The 19,640-nt window shown below is 61.6% G+C and carries 15 protein-coding genes; 10 read left to right on the top strand and 5 right to left on the bottom strand.

What is annotated here, in order from left to right; genetic code table 11:
• Positions 1-41: 41 nt before the first annotated feature.
• Both prpC and HDE78_RS16530 read left to right on the top strand, forming a co-directional pair.
• A complete protein-coding gene (gene prpC, locus HDE78_RS16535; protein WP_179481508.1) occupies positions 42-1,193 on the top strand; it encodes a 2-methylcitrate synthase in 1,152 nt (383 codons plus the stop codon).
• A 259-nt stretch (positions 1,194-1,452) separates the two neighbouring features.
• A complete protein-coding gene (locus HDE78_RS16530) occupies positions 1,453-2,292 on the top strand; it encodes a hypothetical protein (RefSeq protein ID WP_179481506.1) in 840 nt (279 codons plus the stop codon).
• Between the two features lie 84 nt (positions 2,293-2,376).
• On the opposite strand, the gene HDE78_RS16525 is transcribed toward HDE78_RS16530, so the two are convergent.
• Entirely contained in the window at positions 2,377-3,060 is a 684-nt protein-coding gene (locus tag HDE78_RS16525; protein WP_179481504.1) for a TerC family protein, read from the bottom strand.
• 787 nt (positions 3,061-3,847) lie between these two features.
• Here HDE78_RS16525 and HDE78_RS16520 point away from each other — a divergent pair.
• Both HDE78_RS16520 and HDE78_RS16515 read left to right on the top strand, forming a co-directional pair.
• Complete coding sequence (locus tag HDE78_RS16520; protein WP_179481502.1) at positions 3,848-5,041, top strand: OmpA family protein; 1,194 nt, start codon at positions 3,848-3,850, stop codon at positions 5,039-5,041.
• Positions 5,042-5,188: 147 nt separating this feature from the next.
• The gene (locus tag HDE78_RS16515) at positions 5,189-5,956 is read left to right on the top strand and encodes a pseudouridine synthase (protein WP_179481500.1); all 768 of its coding nucleotides are present in this window, start codon (positions 5,189-5,191) and stop codon (positions 5,954-5,956) included.
• Between the two features lie 23 nt (positions 5,957-5,979).
• Here the strand turns inward: HDE78_RS16515 and kbl are convergent, their stop codons facing one another.
• The 4 genes from kbl to HDE78_RS16495 form a co-directional block, all read right to left on the bottom strand.
• Complete coding sequence (kbl, locus tag HDE78_RS16510) at positions 5,980-7,179, bottom strand: glycine C-acetyltransferase (protein WP_179481498.1); 1,200 nt, start codon at positions 7,177-7,179, stop codon at positions 5,980-5,982.
• 98 nt (positions 7,180-7,277) lie between these two features.
• Entirely contained in the window at positions 7,278-10,925 is a 3,648-nt protein-coding gene (locus tag HDE78_RS16505) for a DUF748 domain-containing protein (protein WP_179481496.1), read from the bottom strand.
• A gap of 207 nt (positions 10,926-11,132) precedes the next feature.
• On the bottom strand, positions 11,133-12,155 hold the full coding sequence (gene tdh / locus HDE78_RS16500; RefSeq protein WP_179481759.1) for an L-threonine 3-dehydrogenase: 1,023 nt from the start codon (positions 12,153-12,155) through the stop codon (positions 11,133-11,135).
• A 116-nt stretch (positions 12,156-12,271) separates the two neighbouring features.
• A complete protein-coding gene (locus HDE78_RS16495) occupies positions 12,272-12,979 on the bottom strand; it encodes a hypothetical protein (RefSeq protein ID WP_179481494.1) in 708 nt (235 codons plus the stop codon).
• Positions 12,980-13,135: 156 nt separating this feature from the next.
• Here HDE78_RS16495 and miaA point away from each other — a divergent pair, with 156 nt between their 5' ends.
• The 6 genes from miaA (at position 13,136) to HDE78_RS16465 (ending at position 19,505) form a co-directional block, all read left to right on the top strand.
• Positions 13,136-14,083, top strand: a complete 948-nt coding sequence (gene miaA, locus HDE78_RS16490; RefSeq protein WP_179481492.1) for a tRNA (adenosine(37)-N6)-dimethylallyltransferase MiaA — start codon at positions 13,136-13,138, stop codon at positions 14,081-14,083.
• 185 nt (positions 14,084-14,268) lie between these two features.
• Positions 14,269-14,550, top strand: coding sequence for an RNA chaperone Hfq (gene hfq / locus HDE78_RS16485; RefSeq protein ID WP_179481490.1), 282 nt, complete (start codon positions 14,269-14,271; stop codon positions 14,548-14,550).
• Positions 14,551-14,607: 57 nt separating this feature from the next.
• Positions 14,608-15,975 carry a ribosome rescue GTPase HflX gene (gene hflX, locus HDE78_RS16480; RefSeq protein ID WP_179481488.1) on the top strand — a complete coding sequence of 456 codons (1,368 nt, stop codon included), beginning with the start codon at positions 14,608-14,610 and terminating at the stop codon, positions 15,973-15,975.
• Between the two features lie 182 nt (positions 15,976-16,157).
• Complete coding sequence (gene hflK, locus HDE78_RS16475) at positions 16,158-17,252, top strand: FtsH protease activity modulator HflK (protein WP_179481480.1); 1,095 nt, start codon at positions 16,158-16,160, stop codon at positions 17,250-17,252.
• Complete coding sequence (hflC, locus tag HDE78_RS16470) at positions 17,249-18,118, top strand: protease modulator HflC (RefSeq protein WP_179481478.1); 870 nt, start codon at positions 17,249-17,251, stop codon at positions 18,116-18,118. Before hflK ends, hflC begins: the two co-directional genes overlap by 4 nt.
• Before the next feature lie 94 nt (positions 18,119-18,212).
• Positions 18,213-19,505 carry an adenylosuccinate synthase gene (locus tag HDE78_RS16465; protein WP_179481757.1) on the top strand — a complete coding sequence of 431 codons (1,293 nt, stop codon included), beginning with the start codon at positions 18,213-18,215 and terminating at the stop codon, positions 19,503-19,505.
• Positions 19,506-19,640: the final 135 nt, after the last annotated feature.

The raw sequence follows: 19,640 nt of genomic DNA, 5'->3' as shown, positions 1-19,640 counted from the left end.
GCCGGCGTTCCGGCGCCACTTCATCGATCGAGGGTTTATCCATGAGCGAAACCACGCAAGCTGCGCCAAAGGCCAAGAAGTCCGTTGCGCTTTCCGGCGTGCCGGCCGGCAACACGGCGCTGTGCACCGTCGGCCGCAGCGGTAACGATCTGCATTATCGCGGTTACGACATCCACGACCTGGCGGCCAAGGGTTGCTTCGAGGAGGTGGCTTACTTGCTGGTCCACGGAGTGCTGCCGAACTGGACCGAGCTCAACCACTACCGCGCTCGTCTTAAGCGTTTGCGCGGACTGCCTGCGCCGGTGAAGAGTGCGCTTGAGCTGCTGCCGGCGGCCACGCATCCGATGGACGTGATGCGCACGGGCTGTTCGGTGCTGGGCACGGTGCTGCCGGAAAAAGACGACCACAATGTCACCGGCGCCCGCGAGATCGCCGATCGGCTGATGGCAAGCTTCGGCTCGATGCTGCTGTACTGGTACCACTTCAGCCACAACGGCAAGCGCATCGAGACGCAGACCGACGACGATTCGATCGCCGCCCACTTCCTGCACCTGCTGCACGGCAAGAAGCCCAGCGACCTGCATGCGCATGCTCTGGATAAGTCGCTGGTTCTCTACGCCGAGCACGAGTTCAACGCCTCGACCTTCGCCGCACGCGTGATCGCGGGTACGGGTTCGGACATGTACTCCGCCATCACCGGCGCTATCGGTGCATTGCGTGGTCCGAAGCACGGTGGCGCCAACGAGGTGGCGATGGAAATCATTGCGCTCTATCGCAATGCCAACGAAGCGGAGGCCGATATCCGCGCACGCGTCGAGCGCAAGGAAATCGTCATCGGCTTCGGCCATCCGGTGTATACGGTTTCCGATCCGCGTAACGAGATCATCAAGGAAGTCTCGCGCAAGCTGTGCACGGACGGCGGCAATCCGACGCTCTTCGATGTATCCGAGCGCATCGAAAAAGTGATGGGCGAGATCAAGAAGATGTTTCCCAATCTCGACTGGTTCTCGGCCAGCGCTTATCACATGATGGGCGTGCCGACAGCGATGTTTACGCCGCTGTTCGTTATCGCCCGCACCTCCGGCTGGAGCGCGCATGTGATCGAACAGCGCGAGGATGGCAAGATCATCCGTCCCAGCGCGAACTACGTCGGGCCGGAGGACCAATCTTACGTGCCGATCGACAAACGCTGAGCAGCTTCGATTCGATGAAAAAGGGAGCCCGACTGGCTCCCTTTTTCTTTGTACATCCCCAGACGCGCACACGTAGACCCGATCGGCTTAATTCGCTGAAATTCCGACGACTTCCCAGTTATTTTTCGCGCAGGCGAGGTGGCGGCGTGCTGATTTGGATTGATGAAAATGCACTAAGAAAAAGGTCGTTTTCGACGAAATTTTCACCGGGTTTTAGTTAATTTTTAGTTTCCCATACCGGAAAGTACGGAACGTAAAAATGAGTTTATTAACTGCCGCTTCATCTCGTGTTCGCTGCAGCCATCTGCTGGCTATTCCCCTTCTTCTGGCGAGTTCGGCGTCTTTTGCTGACGTATCGCCTGCGCTCGATCGCTTCGATCTTTCGCTCGGCGGTTATTACGCCAACACCGATACCAACATCGGCGCCGCCGATAAAAGCGGCCAGCTCAGTGGCAATGTCAATCTGGAGCGTGACCTTGGTCTGGAGGACCACAAGACGGTGCCGCGGGTGAAGCTCGATTTCCTGATCGGTGATCATCAGGGCTTTTCGTTCGATTATTTCAGCATCAATCGCACGGAAACCAAGACACTCAGCGATGCCATCAACTATGGCGGCGATCAGTACGACGCTTCGGCTTCCGTTCGCGGCAAACTCGATTTCGATTTCGGCAGCGCGGCTTATCGCTGGTGGTTTGGCAGCGGCAACGACGTGTTCGGGCTGGGCATTGGTGCGGCGTACTATCGCGTGCATGCGGGCATAAGCGGTATCGCCACGTTGAACGGGGAGAGCGCCGAGGCCTCAACCGGTTACAGCAAAACGGCTGGTGCGCCTCTGCTGCAAATCGGCTGGCGCCACGCGTTCAGCGATAGTGTACGCATGTATTTCGATGCGTCGGGCGTCAAGAAGAACGGTGGTGACCTTAATGGCCACATCTATAACGCCGCACTCGGGCTCGAATGGTATCCGTGGAAAAATGTCGGCGTCGGTGCCGAGTACGCGTACACCCGCATCAAGCTCAACGATGAGCAGGACAGCTATAACGCGAATCTTGATCTCAAGCTGCATGGCCCCTCGGCCTTTGTGAAATTTCGCTTCTGACGAGGCATAGCTGATCTTGCCGACGAGACGATTCGTCACGAAAAGCCGTAGCCTTGGGGCTGCGGCTTTTTTATCGATGTTTTCTTAGTGGGATGCCGTACGGCGCCCGTAACGCTGCAACAACCAGCTGCCGCCGCAGATGGCAATGACCAGCGCGGTTTGCAGGGCGTAAGCTGCCCCAGCACGGGCATCGAACCAGTCGGAAATCAGTCCGTCACTGGCGAGCATGTGTCCCGCGGTCCACGCGATGGCACCGGCGCCTATATAAACGATGACCGGAAAGCGTTCGATAAGTTTGAGAATCAGGGTCGATCCCCATACCACTAGCGGCACGCTGATCAGCAAGCCCAATGCCACCAACGGCAGATGCCCTCTGGAAGCTCCGGCGATCGCGAGTACGTTGTCCATTCCCATCAATGCATCGGCAACCAGGATAGTGCGCAGAGCGGCCCAGAAGCTGGTCGCCGCGCCGACTTCCTGCTGTGAGTCGGCGTGCTGTTGCAGCAGCTTCCAGGCGATAGGCAGCAACAACAAACCGCCGGCCAGCATTAAACCGGGTAGCTCGAGCAGATAAACCACCACGGTAGTCAGCAGCGCTCGTACGGCGATGGCGCCGAAACTGCCCCAGAACACGGCTCGTTTCCGTAAGGGCTTGGGCAAGGCACGAGCGGCCATGGCGATGACAATCGCATTGTCACCGGCAAGCACCAGATCCAGCAAAACGATGGCCAGCATGCCGGCAAGAAAGTCGTTGCCTAAAAGTTCCATGCAAATTTCCACGCGCGTTGGACAATGCGATGGGAACGAGTGCGCTCGACTCGCTTCCACCGCAAAAGTCTTGTTCGCAACGTGGCTGCCGCCGTGACCGGGGCGAGATTCGCCCGTGTTGACGATCACGGCACCGACGCAAAGAAGGCTTGCGTCGGGAACTACTCCCTTTTGGGCTTTGAGTTTTGATTGTCAGCGGCTGGGGCGGGCAGGTCAAGCGCAGCCTAGGTATTACCGTTTTGACGTACTTGCATGCCGGGTGCGGGCCTTCATAAGTCGTTACTGGATGTACCTACCAGGAGCAGTCGCTAGAAACACCGGTGTCGGTGTGCTGGATGCGCAGTATCTCGGCCTGTCTGGCAAATAAGCGCCTGAACCGGCGGGCAAGCCACTCTTTACAGGCCTTGCTCGCGCTCTTCACATTGTAAAGACGAGGTGACTGGAATATTAAGCACATGAGAACGGGGCTGACGTTCAATTCTCGTGCTTAAACGAATTGAGGCGAATTGGTTTGAGCCATGGTGTGGTGGCTGGAGATGGATTATCTCAGGGTCTATGCCTTTGATAGGCACGAGAGTTTCCTGAATGAAGTCTCACCGGGGTAGATAAGTTGCCAATGTGTTAACTCCCCAACCACTTAACGAATTTGCTACACTCTCCACCGCTTGTTGCATGAACGCCAGGCACGGGCTTAAAACCCTGAATGACGTAACCTTAGTTGTGATACGCGATTTCCGGTTTGATTTGAACGGACGCGAAAAAAAACCTAAAAATGAGGAGACACCTGATGAATCGTAAGGGCTTATATTTTCTGATCGCGCTGGCCCTGGGCGGCGTAGGTGCCGTTCATGCGCAAGACGCAGCTGCTCCGGCCGGTGACACTTCGGCTTCGACTGCTCCGGTTTCGAGCTTCGACGACCGTTGGTACATTGCTCCGACCGTTGGCGGCTACTACAACGACGACAAGCGCAACACCAACAGCCGCCAGTTCTACTACGGCCTGGGCTTTGGTAAGTTCTTCACCCCGAACCTGTCGATCGACCTGTTCGTTGACCGCACCAAGCGCAAGATCGATCGCGGTCCGGCCAACGGTGGCGGCCAGGGCGACAGCTCGTGGGCCAATAACAACGTCGGCGTAGCCGCTCGTTACTACGTTGGCGACTGGAATGCGTTCCGCCCGTACCTGCTGGCCGGCGTGCTGGGCAGCCACCACAACAACCCGTATGACAGCGGCTGGTCCCCGGCTGCCGAGCTCGGCGTCGGCGTGTCCAAGACCGTTACCGATAGCACCGACGTCCGTTTGGAAGCCGGCTACCGTTATGACTGGGACGACAAGACCAGCGAGAACCCGGCTTTTGCTTCGACCGGCAACAACAGCAACCGCAACGGTTACGGCGATGCGTTTCTGGGCCTGAGCATCGTCTCGCGCTTCGGCGCTCCGCCGGCCGCTCCGGCTCCGGCCGTTGCTCCGCCGCCGCCGGCGCCTGACTGCTCCACCATGGACAGCGACCACGACGGCGTGAACGATTGCGACGACAAGTGCCCGAACACCCCGGCCGGCACGATCGTTGGACCTGACGGTTGCCCACAGAAGGTCGTCATCGACCTGCGCGGCGTGAACTTCAAGTTCGACTTCCCGAAGAAGGGCCATGTGAAGGCGAGCGAAATCGGCAAGGCTCTTGCTATTCCGACCGCGGACTCGCTGGCTGTGCTGAACCAGGCTGTCGACACGCTGCAGCGTTACCCGCAGGTGCACGTGACCGTTGCTGGCTACACCGACAGCAAGGGTACCGATGCTTACAACCAGAGCCTGTCCGAGCGTCGTGCACAGATCGTGTATGACTACCTGACCAGCCACGGTATCGATGCAAGCCGCCTCGACGGCCCGATCGGTCACGGCAAGAACGATCCGATTGGCGACAACGCCACGGATGCCGGTCGCGCCCAGAACCGTCGTACCGAACTGCAGGTCAAGCAGTAATAGACCGCAGCAAGTGAATAAAAAAACCCGGCTTCGGCCGGGTTTTTTTATGGGCGGTCGCTTAAAGCGACTTTAGCGCGCAGCATGTTCATGGGCACCCTTCAGCAGTGCTTGTAGCAAAGCGGTAGGCGCCGATAGGCTAGAAAGATGAATCGTCTCATTTCTCGTTCAACGCGTACCGCGGTCACCGCAACATTGCCGCGATTCGGCCTCGCGCGGGTGCTGTCCAAGATGGGCATATGCTCGCGCACTCAGGCCGAACAGTGGATTCGCGAAGGTCGGGTCAGCGTTGATGGTCGCGTGCAACGCGATCCGCAGTTTCCGACCGTGATGGGCAAGTCGGCGATTGCGGTCGACGGTAATAACGTCGAGGCCACGACCCATGTGTATGTAATGTTCAACAAGCCGCGTGGATTGGTCGTCAGCGCTGCCGACGAGCGAGGGCGCGACACGGTCTATACCGCCCTTGCTGCTGCAGGTTTGCCGTGGCTCGGTCCGGTGGGCAGGCTCGACAAAGCCAGCGAAGGCTTGCTCCTGCTCAGTAACGACACCGCGTGGGCCTCTGGCATTACCGATCCGGCAACTCACTTGGACAAGACCTATCACGTCCAGGTTGCCGGGCAACCGGATCATGTGACGCTCGAGAAAATGTTGGAAGGCGTCACCGAATCGGGCGATCTGCTCAAAGCAAAGCGCGCAGTTCTGCTCCGATCGGGCGAAAAAAACGCTTGGCTCGAAGTGGTGCTGGACGAAGGCCGCAACCGGCATATTCGCCGCCTGCTTGCGGCATTGGGGTTTGACGTACTGCGCTTGATTCGCGTCAGCATCGGGCCGCTCGCTCTCGGCGAGTTGGTCAAAGGTCAGTGGCGCCAGCTCACTGCCGACGAGGTGCGTGCTCTGGCTACCCGTCGATAGCGAGAGCGAGCTGTCCGAAAAGTTTATGCGCCAATTACGCCGAGCTGTTTACCCACTTGGGTAAATGCAGCAATGGCCTTGTCCAGATGCTCGCGCGTGTGAGCGGCACTCATCTGCGTACGTATCCGCGCCTTGCCCTGCGGCACCACCGGGAAGAAGAAACCGGTGACGTAAATACCTTGCTCGAGCAGTGCCGTCGCCATGGCTTGTGCCTTGGGTGCGTCGTAGATCATCACCGGTACGATGGGATGCACGCCGGGGCGAATATCGAAGCCTGCCGCCGTCATCTGTTCGCGGAAGTACCGCGTGTTGTCCTGGACTTTTTTGCGCAGGTCGCCAGCGGCGGCCAGCATATCGAAAACCTTGATGCCCGCTGCGACGACGTGCGGCGGTAGCGAGTTGGAGAAAAGATAGGGGCGCGAACGCTGGCGCAGCATCTCGATCACCTCCTTGCGACCGGTGGTGAAACCGCCCAGCGCGCCACCGAGCGCCTTGCCCAGCGTGCCGGTGAAGATGTCGATCTTGTCCATCACGCCATGTACTTCGGCCGCACCGCGACCATGTTCGCCGAGAAACCCCGTGCAGTGGCATTCGTCGATGTGGACCAGCGCGTTGTATTTTTTAGCCAGCGCGGTGATCTGATCCAGCGGCGCGATAAAGCCGTCCATGGAAAACGCGCCGTCGCTGGTGATCAGCTTGGTGCGCGCGCCGGCGGCGTCGGCGGCCTGCAGCTGTGCTTCCAGATCGGCCATGTCGCAGTTGCCGTAGCGAAAGCGCTTGGCCTTGCACAGGCGGATGCCGTCGATGATCGAGGCGTGGTTGAGCGCATCGGAGATGATCGCGTCTTCTTCGCCGAACAGCGGCTCGAACAGGCCGCCGTTGGCATCGAAGCAGGCTGCATAGAGGATGGTGTCCTCGGTACCGAAGAATTCGGCAATCTTCGCTTCCAGCTGCTTGTGCAGGTCCTGCGTGCCGCAGATGAAACGCACCGACGCCATGCCGAAGCCGTGCGTATCCAGCGCGTCTTTCGCGGCCTGGATTACATCGGGATGATCGGCCAGTCCCAGGTAATTATTGGCACAGAAATTCAATACTTTGCGGCCGTCGGCCAGGGTGATTTCCGCCGACTGCGGCGAGGTGATGATGCGCTCGGCCTTGAACAGGCCCTGCTCGCGGATGGATTCGAGTTCGCTCTGGTAGCGCGCCTGGCCGGGGTAGCTCATGATGGGAAATTCCGACGGGAGGAAAGTGTCCATTGTGAGCCTTCAGCGCCGATCGGAAAACCTCGGGCATCATCTCGTGGCAACACACCCGCGAATCTTCAGTGCAGCCCGAAGTCGACGCGGGTGGTCGCGCCCTTGTCGTCGATACCCTTGGCATCGAGTTTCGGTGCCAGCACGAACAATCGCTTGTCCGGCACTTTGCCACGCAGCCAGCCGCGAACGGCATCCGCGCGCTGCTGGGCCAGACGGCGCATGGCATCGGTATCCGTGGACACGCTGGCCTCCAGCATGCTTTTCATTACCTCCGGCGGCTGCGATTTGGTCAGTCCTATCAGATCGCGCGGTTTCTTGAATTTGGCGTGCCTGTAGGCTTTGGTCAGATATTTATTGTAGTCGTCGGGGCTCAGCGGGGTTTCGTCGGCGAAAGCCGGTGCATCTGCTTTGTCGCCTTCGTCGTCGCGCCGCTCGGCGCGAACGAGCTGATCGACGGTGACGCTGCGCAATCCGCTCTCATCCTTGGAAGGGTCTGCGCGGCCGATGATGTCCAGGTTGAGCGAGGGCTTGTCCGTCAGTGCCTTGACGATGAGCGCGAGTTTTTTCTGGGCGTCGGCGCTGAGCTCGCTGCTGCCCGGCGCAAACGCCACATACCCAAGATCCTGGCCAGAGCCACCGCCGAACGCCGAGGCCAGCAGCCGGAACGGCGCGGTGACGGCACGGCCGATCAGGTTGACGAACGCGTGCCAGACCAGTCCGCCGATGCTGAACTTGGGATCGTCCAGCGAGCCGGAAACCGGCAGATGGACGTCGATGCGTCCCTGCGAATCCTTCAGCAGCGCAACCGCCAGTTTTACCGGCAGATGGCTGATGCCTTTACCCTCGATGCGGTCGCCGAAGGTCAGCTGGTCGATGAAGATATGGTTGTCCGCCGACAGCTTGCGCTGATCCAGTTTGTAATGGACGTCGGCATTGAGCCGGCCCTTGGTAATCGGATAGCCGGTGTATTTGCCGGAGTAGGCGCTGAGGTTGGTCAGCTCGATGCCCTCCGCTTTGCCGGTGATATCGAGAAATGCCACTGGCGCCAGCGGATTGATCGAGCCTTCGATATCCACTGGCGAGTTGTCGTCGAGTTCGCCCTGCAGGCTGAGGTCGGCCGGCGGCCCGTTGTCGGTGCCGAAGCCGCCGATCTTGCCAGTCAGCTGGGTGATATTGGCGGTGTAATTGGGCTTGATGAAGTTGTCGGTGTAATTGAGCTGGCTGTTTGTCACCGTGACGGCGCCGATATGCATCTGAGGTGTCGGCAGATTGCTCACAATCGCCGGCGCGGCGGCGCTAGCAGCCGCAGCGGGTGTAGTTTCGGCGCGGGTCACCGATACGGGGGCGCTGGCGGGATTGGTCACCACGTCCTGCGTATTCAGCCGTCCATTGGCATTGATGATCAGCCGCGCGTAAATCTGATCGATCGTCAGTGCCGCGATGGAAACTTTCGGCGCACCTTCGCCCAGCTGCACGCTCAAGCCGTTCAGCGTCAGCGCTTCCCAACGCAAGAAATCGTCGCCGCTGACCTTGTCTTGCACTCGCACGCGGCCCAGCGTGACGACACCGCGGTAATCCGTCGTCGATTGATCACCGCGCTGCGCGTAGTGGACGCGCCCGTTACTGGTCAGCAGTGCGCTGCTGACCAGGACATTCAGCGGCACGCTGCCGTAGTTCTCGAACGGTGCCAGATTGAGTCGCATCGTCTTGATCTGCAGCTGCGCGTCCAGCGGCTGTGGCGTCACCTTACCGCTGATCTGATAGCTGCCGTTCTTGCCGATAGAGCCGGAGGTGTCGATCTTCAACGGCTGATGCATGTCATCGGAAAGACCGTCCGCCTTCAGGCTGATCTTGCTGAGCTTCAAGGTCTGCGGTTTGCCAGGCGTTTTTTGATCGGTCAGCGCGAAGGCGCCGTCATCAAGCAAGAAGTGGTCGATATGCCAGTGCCAGATGCCGGTCGATGCTGTTTCTTTGGATGTTCTGGATTTTTTATGTCCTTCCGCAGCGGGTGAGTACGATGCGGATGTTGAAGCTGCGGGTGAAGACACGAGCTCCGCCAGATCGACGTTGCCATTGGCCAGTCGCTGCGCATCGACAGTCAATCCTTTAAACGTCACCGTGGCGAGCTTCGCCTCTTTTTTGGCCAGGTCGAGCTGGTCGAGACCGAGCAGCAGGCTTTTCCACTGCACGCCCGAATCCTTGCGCTTCTTCGGTAGCAGCGCCACGTCGCTCAGCGTGATCTGCGCGCTGTTGAGTTGCGCATTGAAGGGACCGTGCCACTGCGCCCGAAGTTGTCCATGGGCGGCGAGTTTGCCGCTCAGGTTTGCCGCAAGCGTGGGGTCACCGATACCTTGCAGCGGCGCCATGTCCACGCCATCCAGACTGACATGGCCGCGAAACTGGCTGGCGGCGATATCGACCGTGCCTTTCGCTTTCAGGCTGCCGCCATTGAGCTGGGCAGTCATATTGAGCGTGGCCGGCGGTGCCGACACTGTCGTCAACCCGTCGATGCTGCCGCTCAGGTCTTCCACGCTCAGCTGAGTCGGTGATGGACCGGTTTTATCGACGTAAAGCAGATGGCCGCCGCTGATATCCAGTTGCGCGATACGCACGGCAGTCTTTGCACCTTCGCCGGGTTTGCCGTCACCGAGCAGCGGATCGAAGTTGCTGTGACCTGCGGCCAAGCTGACGTACTTCAGCTCGGGATGATCCAGACGCAGCGTGCCGAGCGTGTAGCGTGCGATCAGCGGCTGTACGTCGGTCAGCTGTGCCTGGGCTTGCTGGAGGCTGAGCAGTGGCGTCGAGTCTTTGCCGGTCACCGCCAGCTGGTCCAGTTGCAGTGTGCCGGTGAGGCTGAGGCGCGGTGTTTTCGGGTCGGCGATGAAGTGCAGATCCAGCTCGCCGGAGAGCTGCCCTTTTGCTATCCCTATCGGCAGTGCCGGCACGTAGCCGAGGTAGCGGGGTAGGTCGAGATGATCGAGGTGAAAATGCATCACCGACTCGCGCGTGCTGGCGAACGGCTTGATTTGACCGGCTAGCCTGACGGCGCTGCTGTCTACCGTCATCGCCAGCAGCGGTTGCACGAAGATATCGGTATCGCTCGGCAGGTTGGCGATAAACGGGATGCCCAGCTCCAGCTGGGCTACTTCGTGATGCGCCTTCTGCACACTGTCGTCGAAAACGACATCACCCTGATGCACGCTGATGTTGTACAGCGCGAATCGCGCTGGCGATGCATTCGGCTCGGCCGAGCCGCCGGCGAACTTGTCGATCAAATCGGAAAAGTTGAAGTGCTGCGGCCCGTCGCGTGCAAGCAAAATGCGCGGTCGATCGAGCTGCAGCTGGTCGAGAATCGGCGCGAAGCGAAACAACGAACTCCACGACGCGTCGATCACCAGTTGATCGATGTCGACGAAGCGGCTGCGGCCATCGCGATCGCCGATATGCAAACCGTCCAGCGCAAGCCTCAGCGTGAACGGATTGAGGTGCACCTGCTGCACGGTGACGGGTCGCTGCAGGGTCTGGCTCAATCGACTTTGCAGCTGGCTGCGTATCAGCGGCGGCGCCGCGAAAAAGCCCAGCAGGCCAAACACCACCAATACGATAACGACGATGCGCAGCGTCTTGCGCGTGCGGTGCGATCGATAGAATTTGCCCGCCGGCTCGCGCCAGGCGGAGGGATGTGACCATGGCGGCAGTTTCCATTCCCGCATTCGACCGTTGCTCCCCTGGTTGCGAGTCATCCCGCGTGGCCGATTTGGCAGCGTGAGCGCTTCCTATGCTGCGGCTCTCTGACATTCCTGAGGCGAGTTTACGCCAGCGGCAGGTTGGCCAGTCGTTAGCCAGTCCACCTTTTCCCGTCCTCAAACGGCAACGCCCCGCAAAAGCGGGGCGTTGCGTTGAACGTTCAAGCGCGGCGCTTAGTGCCAGGAGCAAACCACCTTGCCGCAGACGCCCGCATCCATCAGGTCGAAGCCCTTCTGGAAATCGTCGATGGCGATCTGATGGGTGAGCACCTTCTGCAGCGGAAAGCCGGTCAGCACCATCTGGGTCATCTTGTACCAGGTCTCGTACATGCGGCGGCCGTAGATGCCTTGCAGGGTCAGACCCTTGAAGATCACCTTGTCCCAGTCGATGCCGGCGCCGCGCGGCATGATGCCGAGCATGGCGATCTTGCCGCCGTGGTACATGCAGTCGAGCATGTCGCCGAAGGCGCGCGGGTTGCCGCTCATCTCCATGCCGACGTCGAAGCCCTCGATATGCAGATCGGCGATGGCATCCTTGAGGGACTGCTTGGAAACGTTGACCACGCGGGTCGCGCCCATGTCGGCCGCCAGCTTGAGGCGGTAATCGTTGACGTCGGTCACCACGACATTGCGCGCGCCCACGTGCTTGGCGATACCGGCGGCAATGATGCCGATCGGGCCGGCACCGGTAATCAGCACGTCTTCGCCGATCAGGTCGAACTCCAGCGCGCAGTGCGCGGCATTGCCGTAGGGATCGAAGAATGCCGCCAGTTCGGACGGAATCTGATCGGGAATCGGCCACAGGTTGGACGCCGGCATGGCCATGTATTCGGCAAACGCGCCGTTGCGATTCACGCCGATGCCGACCGTGTTAGGGCAAAGGTGCGTGCGGCCGCCGCGGCAGTTGCGGCAGTGGCCGCAAACGATATGACCTTCGGCGGACACGCGGTCGCCAATCTTGTAGCCGGTCACGCCCGGACCCATCGCGACGATGCGGCCGACAAACTCATGGCCGATGGTCAGCCCGGGGGTGATCGTGCGCTGCGACCACTCGTCCCACTTATAGATGTGCAGGTCGGTGCCGCAGATTGCGGTCTTTTCCATCTTGATCAGCACTTCGTTCGGGCCGATCTCGGGGATCGGCACCTCTTCCATCCAGATACCCTGCTCGGGCTTGCGCTTGACCAAGGCTTTCATTGTCTGCTGCTGCATGGGATATCCGGGGACGAGTGGAGGCAATCTCCCATTATAGATCGGCTCGACCGATCGGCGCCCTGACGCACTGCGTCATTGGCGACTCGGCTCGGTGAGGTTCAGATATCCAGCCGGTCGTAGCTGCGTTTGAACACGATGGGTTGCTTTACCGTCGGCGTCGTCCATTGTTCGGTCACGGTCAAGTGATGGCCGTCGGCCGATTTCACCCAAAACTCGTCCAGGTGCGTGCCGCCATCGAACTGCATGCTGATCGATAGGCCATCGGTGTAGTTTCTTGTCTGCACCACCGCGCTGCCGTTGAGCGACTGCTGCGCGACGCCGTCGAGCCTGGCGTTGAGTTGGTCACTGTCGCTCAAGGCGACCTGCATATGTTTGGCGTCTTGTTGCACGTTGAGGATGGAATCGTTCGCAAGCAATGGAGGCGGCGTGTCGACAATCGGCGACACGCCGTCGTTGCTGCGGTCTTTGCTCTGGCTGTGATTGCCACCGCGGCCGTGGCCTCCACCACCGCCCATGCCGCCACCGCTGCGACCACCGCCGTGGCCGCCATGCGAATTGGATGCGCTGCTCACCGCTGACGTACTGCTCGTGGATGCGCTGGCCGGCAGTTGTGCAGCGGCCTCTTCGCGCTTTCGCTCGGCGCGCAGTCGTGCGGCGATTTGGTCGGGGCTATCGCTCTGCTGATCGTTCAATCGCCAGATGCCGCTGAAATCGGGCGTTGCAGGCGCGGCCGCGGCGGCTACGCCACCGAGGGCGAGCCCGCTGCCGGTGATGAACACGAAAAGGAAGCGAGGCAAGGTGGGCATGGTCAACGTCGTCGTGAGGGTGGATTGCTCAGATAAGCCGGCTGCCGTTGCCGCGCCTTTTCACTAGCTGCGAACGGGCACTTGAAGGCTCTGTCACAAGTTTCGCATCAGCGCCTGACGATGCGTGGTCGCGTAACAGACCTTTACAATGCGCCGATGCCCATTGATCAGCGCCCACTTGCCATCTTCCTTATGGGCCCCACGGCCTCGGGCAAGACCGCGCTGGCGTGCGAACTGAGCGATCAGTTTCCGTTGGACCTTGTAAGTGTCGACTCCGCGCTCGTGTATCGCGGTATGGATATCGGCACGGCGAAGCCGGACGCCCCTACATTGGCACGCTATCCACATGCGCTGATCGATATTCGCGAGCCGTCGCAGCCTTATTCGGCGGCCGACTTTGCGGCCGACGCGTTGCCGGTGATGCGGCAGATCAGCGCGCGGGGCAGGGTGCCGCTGCTGGTCGGCGGTACCGGGCTGTATTTTCGCGCGTTGCAGCAGGGCTTGTCCGATCTGCCCGACGCCCATCCCGCGCTGCGCGAGCGACTGTTCGCCGAAGCGCAACGGATCGGCTGGCCGGCCATGCATGCGCGCCTGGTCGCCCTCGATCCGGCCGCCGCCGCACGCATCGGCGCCAACGATGCGCAGCGGCTGCAGCGTGCGCTGGAAGTGATCGAGCTCACCGGTCGGCCGCTGTCCGAGCTTCAGCAGCGCGGCCATGCACGCTTTCCCTGGCGGGTGCTCAAGCTGGCACTCTTGCCCGAGGACCGACGCGCGCTGCATGCGCGCATCGCGCAGCGTTTCGACGCCATGCTCGCCGACGGATTTCTCGACGAAATGAAAACGCTGCGAGCGCGCCACGATCTGCACGCGGATCTCCCCGCCATCCGTGCCGTGGGCTATCGGCAGGCGTGGGAGCATCTGGACGGCAAAACCAATGCTGCCGAGTTCCGCGATCGCGCCATCTTCGCCACCCGCCAGTTGGCCAAGCGGCAAATCACCTGGCTGCGCAGCGATGTGGGTGCACGCGTATTCGATCCGGATCGAGGGCATCCGCTGGCCCGCGCCGTCGATGCCGTAGAGCTATTTCTCGGCCGGCTCCATTAACGGTTTCCTGCGCGTGAGTGGTGCTTCGAAAAGCATCGGCCCCGGCACTTTGCCGCGCGCCGACCCGTAGCGCAAAAATCCCCTTTCATCAGCCATTTAAAAGCGGTTAAGATCAGAACATTGTTGGGCCGAGGCGCCATTGGCGTTTTTTCTCGGACCTGGTCGCACCAAGGGGAGAATAAGAAATGTCCAAGGGACAATCGTTGCAGGATCCGTTTTTGAACGCGTTGCGTCGCGAACGCGTGCCCGTGGCCATTTATCTGGTCAACGGCATCAAGCTGCAGGGTACGGTCGAATCGTTCGACCAGTTCGTGGTGCTGCTGCGCAATCAGGTCAGCCAGATGGTCTACAAGCACGCCATCTCCACCGTGGTGCCCAGCCGCAACGTCAAGATCGGCAACGGCCACGACGGTCCGGACGGTCACGATGGCCATGGCGATGGTGCCTCGGCCGATGCCGACGCTTGATTGACGCGGCTGCAGCCCGCATGAAGTGGGTAGGTTTCCACCAGGCCCCACCCATCCGTGTTCGATAGACAGAAAAGAGGCGATCGCGCCTTGCTCGTGTTGCCGCACTCCCGTGCGGAGCACGACACCGTGCGTCGCGGCGAAGAATTTGCCGAGTTGGTCAAGTCCGCCGGTGCCGAGGTACTCGGCACCATCGCGGCGAGGGTGGAGAATCCCAATCCACGCTATTTCATCGGCACCGGCAAGGCCGACGAAGTTGCCGAGGCTGCCAGAGCGGTCGGTGCCGATCTGGTGCTGGTCGATCACGAGCTCACTCCGGTGCAGGAGCGCAACCTCGAAGAACACCTGGGCATCCGCGTGGTCGATCGTGCCGGCCTGATCCTCGACATCTTCGCCCAGCGCGCCCGTTCGCACGAGGGCAAGCTCGAAGTGGAGCTTGCCCAGCTCAAGCACATCGCGACCCGGCTGGTGCGCGGCTGGACCCATCTGGACGCCCAGCGTGGCGGCGCCATCGGCAACCGCGGTCCGGGTGAAACCCAGCTCGAGCTCGATCGCCGGCTGCTCGCCGAGCGTGTCAAGATGCTGACCAAGCGGCTGGAAAAAGTGCAGACCCAGCGCACCCAGCAGCGTCGCGCGCGTCTGCGCAACACCGTGCCGCGTGTGGCCCTGGTCGGTTACACCAATGCGGGCAAGTCCACCTTGTTCAATGCGCTGACCACCGGCGAGGTCTACGCGGCCGATCAGTTGTTCGCCACGCTCGATCCCACCGTACGCAAGCTCGAAGGCTTGGCCTGCGGGCCGGCAGTGCTGGCCGATACGGTCGGTTTTATCCGCGAGCTACCGCATGACCTGGTCGCCGCCTTCCGCGCCACGTTGGCCGAGGCGCGCGATGCCGATTTGCTGCTGCACGTCTGCGACGCCTCGGACGACGAGCGCGACCGGCTGCATCATGTCGTCGACACCGTGCTCGAAGAAATCGACGCCGGCGATCTGCCGCAGCTGCAGGTGATGAACAAGATCGATCTGGTACAAGGCGAGGGCGATGCGCCGGCTGGCGAAAGTCAGCCCGCCGCCACGCTCACTCGCTCGAGCATCACGCCCCGCATCGATCGCGATGCAGCCGGCAAGCCCACCCGCGTATGGCTGTCCGCCGCCACGGGCGAGGGCCTGGAGCTGCTGCGCCAAGCGCTGGGCGAACTGCTCGGCGGCGAGCGCATCCAGTCCGGCCTGCAGCTGCCGCTGACCGCCGGCCGGCTGCATGCCCGGCTCAAGGCAGCTGGTGCGATCACCGGTGAGACGGTGGACGAGCACGGCTGGCAGCTGCGCATCGACGCGCCGCGCAGTGTCATTGCGCCGCTGAGCGGCGGCGATGCCATCGAAACCCAGCTCCTGCGCGAATTGCTGGCCGAGGCGCCGCTACCCTGAAAGCCGTATGCAGAACCGCGGACGATCGCGGCACTCTCTGTTAGAATCGGCGGTGTTTGTGCGGCCAAAAGCCTTCCGGGCAGCACGCCGTTTCGATCGTATTGGCTACCTCGCATGCGCTATTCCCCTCAACGTGTGTTCCGGCCGTGGTTGCCGGCCTCCCGACTCCAAGGAGACTGACAGTGGCATGGAATGAACCCGGCGACGGGCAGAAGCGTGATCCGTGGGGCAAGAACAACCGCAAGCCGGACGGCGGCAACGGCAAGTCGCCGTTCGACGACCTGTTCAAGCAAGCCAAGAAACTGCTGGGCTCGCCCAAGCAGATGTCGCGCAACATCATCACTGGCGTGATCGTTCTGATCGTCGTCGGTCTGCTGCTGAGCAGCTACACCGTGATCGAGGCGCGTCAGGTCGGCGTGGTGCTACGGTTTGGTGGATACGCGCGCACGCTCGGTCCCGGCTTCCATCTCAAGCTGCCGCAGCCGTTCGAGTCGGTCGAAAAAGTCGACGCGGCGCGCGTGCGTTCGGTCAACGACAAAGTCACTCTGCTGACACGCGACGAGAACATCATCGCGGTCGACCTCACCGTGCAATACCAGGTGACCGATGCGCAGAAATACCTGTTCTCGCTCAACGATCCCGACGGCACCGTGCAAGCGGCCGCGGAGTCGGCCGTGCGCAGCGTGATCGGTGCCAGCACGATGGACCAGATTCTTTCCGGCGGCGGCACGCCGCTGGCTGGGCAGGCCAAGCTGGCCGTGCAGAAAACGCTAGATGGCTACAGCGCCGGCATGCAGGTCAACGACATCAGCTTCCAGAACGTGGCGCCGCCGAAAGAAGTGAAAGACGCTTTCGACGACGTCAACAACGCGCGCGAAGACAAGCAGAGCAGCGAAAACGCCGCCCAGGCCTACGCCAGCAAGGTATTGCCTATCGCACGCGGCGATGCCTCGCGTATCGCGGCCGCCGCCGAGGGCTACAAGGCCGAACGCATTGCCCGCGCCGAGGGCGACACCGCCCGCTTCAACCTGATCCTGAAGGAATACAAGGGCGCGCCCGAAGTCACTCGTCGTCGCCTGTATCTGGAAACCATGGAGCAGGTGATGGCCAACACCACCAAGGTCATCGACGGCTCGGGTGGACGCAACGTCATCAACCTTCCAGCCGCCGGCAGCGAAGCCACCGGCGCCGCGCCAGCCAGCTCGGCGACCGTCAACGCCGTGGTGCCCGCCACCATCGATGCGCCGCCCGCAGACGACAAAGGCAAGCAGCCATGAACAAGGTCATTATCGCTGCCGTGGTTGCGGCACTGATCATCCTCGGGCTCAACAGCCTGTTCGTGGTCAATGAAGGGCACAGTGCGCTGCTCTTGCAGTTTGGCCGTATCGTCCGCGCAGACGAGCCGCCCGGCCTACATGCCAAGATTCCGCTGCTGCAGCAGGTGGTCGCCATCGACAACCGCATCCTGTCGCTCGACGCGCAGCCGCAGCAGTACATCACCGCGGAAAAGAAAAGCGTCGACGTCAACTTCTACGTGAAGTGGCGCATCGCCAATGCCACCGCCTATTACGGTGCCACCGGCGGCGATTCGCTGCAGGCCGCGCAGCGACTGATGCCGTTGATCAACGACGCGTTGCGCGCGCAGTTCAGCACGCACAAGCTGGACGACATCATCGCCGGCGGCACGCAGCAGATCACCGACCACTCCCGCACGGTGGCCGATGCGGCCGCCCGCAAGAGCCTCGGCATGGAAGTGGTCGACGTGCGCATCAAGGGCATCGACCTGCCGGCCGAAGTCGATGCTGCCGTGTACAAGCGCATGCGCGCCGAACAAGTGCAGATAGCCAACCAGCTGCGTTCGGCCGGGCAGGAGGCCAAGACCCGGATTCAGGCCGACGCCGATCGTCAGGTCGTGGTGCTGAAAGCCGACGCCGAACGCGATGCTGAAAAAGTGCGTGGTGACGGCGATGCCCAGGCGGCTGCCATTTATGCACAGTCCTATGGTCAGGATCCGGAGTTCTACAACTTCTACCGCAGCCTTATTGCGTATGGCACCGCGTTCAAGAACGGCAAGGGCGTGTTGATCCTCAAGCCCGATTCGGAATTCCTGCGTTACTTCGACGACCCGTCGCCGAAGCACTGAACACGAGTTTTTGCCAGCGTACGCGCTGGCCGGATAATTCATTCCATCACCGATGTTGCCCATCCGCGGGCATGCAAACATGAGCGAGAACATCATGGGTAAGTCAGTAGTCATTCTTGGTGCCCAGTGGGGCGACGAAGGCAAGGGCAAGATCGTCGACCTGCTGACCGAGCGCGTCAGCGCCGTCGCCCGTTTCCAGGGCGGCCACAACGCCGGCCACACGCTGGTGATCAAGGGCAAAAAGACCGTGCTGCACCTCATTCCCTCGGGCATCCTGCGCGACGACGCGCTGTGCCTGATCGGCAACGGCGTGGTGCTGTCGCCCGCCGCGCTGATGGAAGAGATTGCCGAGCTCGAAGGCAACGGCGTCGAAGTGCGCTCACGCCTCAAGATAAGCCCGGCCACGCCGCTGATCATGCCTTACCACATCGCCGTGGATAAGGCCCGCGAGATCGCCGCCGGCGGCAAGGCCATCGGCACCACCGGTCGCGGCATCGGCCCGGCGTACGAGGACAAGGTTGCCCGCCGCAGCGTGCGCGTGGCCGATCTGATGTACCCGCACGAGCTGCCGGCGCTGCTGAAAACCGCCGTCGACTATCACAACTTCATTCTCACCCAGTGGCTGAAAGCCGAGCCGGTCGACTACGACACCGTGCTCAAGGACGCGCTCGCCTGGGGCGAATACATCCGCCCGATGGTCGACGACGTCGCCACCATCCTGCACGACGTGCGCAAGAGCGGCGGCAACATCCTGTTTGAAGGTGCGCAGGGCGCGCTACTCGATATCGATCACGGCACCTATCCCTACGTCACCTCCAGCAACACCACCATCGGTGGCGCGCTGGCCGGCACCGGCGTGGGCGCCAGCGACATCGACTACGTGCTGGGTATCTGCAAGGCCTACGCCACGCGTGTCGGCAGCGGTCCGTTCCCGACCGAGTTGAACGACGACATGGGCGAGCGCCTGCGCAAGGTCGGCAACGAGTTCGGCGCCAGCACCGGCCGGCCGCGCCGCTGCGGCTGGATCGATCTGGTCGCGCTCAAGCGCGCTACCCAGATCAACGGCATCAACGGTCTGGCGATCACCAAGCTCGACGTGCTCGACGGCCTGGAAACCATCAAGGTCTGCATCGCGTACGAGTACCGCGGCAAGCGCCGCGAGCTGGCCCCGCTCGACGCGGACGGCTGGGACGAGTGCAAGCCGGTCTACCTGGAATTCCCGGGCTGGGAAGAATCCACCGCCGGCATCCGCGACTGGAATCAGCTGCCGCCCGCCGCCCGCGCCTATCTGCGCGCGGTGGAAGAACTCTCCGGCTGCAAACTCGCCCTCGTCGCCACCGGCGCCGACCGCGAAGACACCATCGTGCTGGATGATCCGTTCGCGTGATCGCTCAGCATTGAAGTGATGAAAAAGCCCCGCCATGCGTTAATGCTGTTCACTTAAGCGGAGCAGCCTTTCGATTCACGGGGTAGCGCGTCTTGGATATTTTGACGGACCTCGGCGTGGAAGGCCGAGGTCGTC

It is taken from the genome of Rhodanobacter sp. K2T2, from assembly GCF_013408815.1.
Taxonomy (GTDB): domain Bacteria; phylum Pseudomonadota; class Gammaproteobacteria; order Xanthomonadales; family Rhodanobacteraceae; genus Rhodanobacter.
This window is presented reverse-complemented; position numbering and strand designations above follow the sequence as displayed.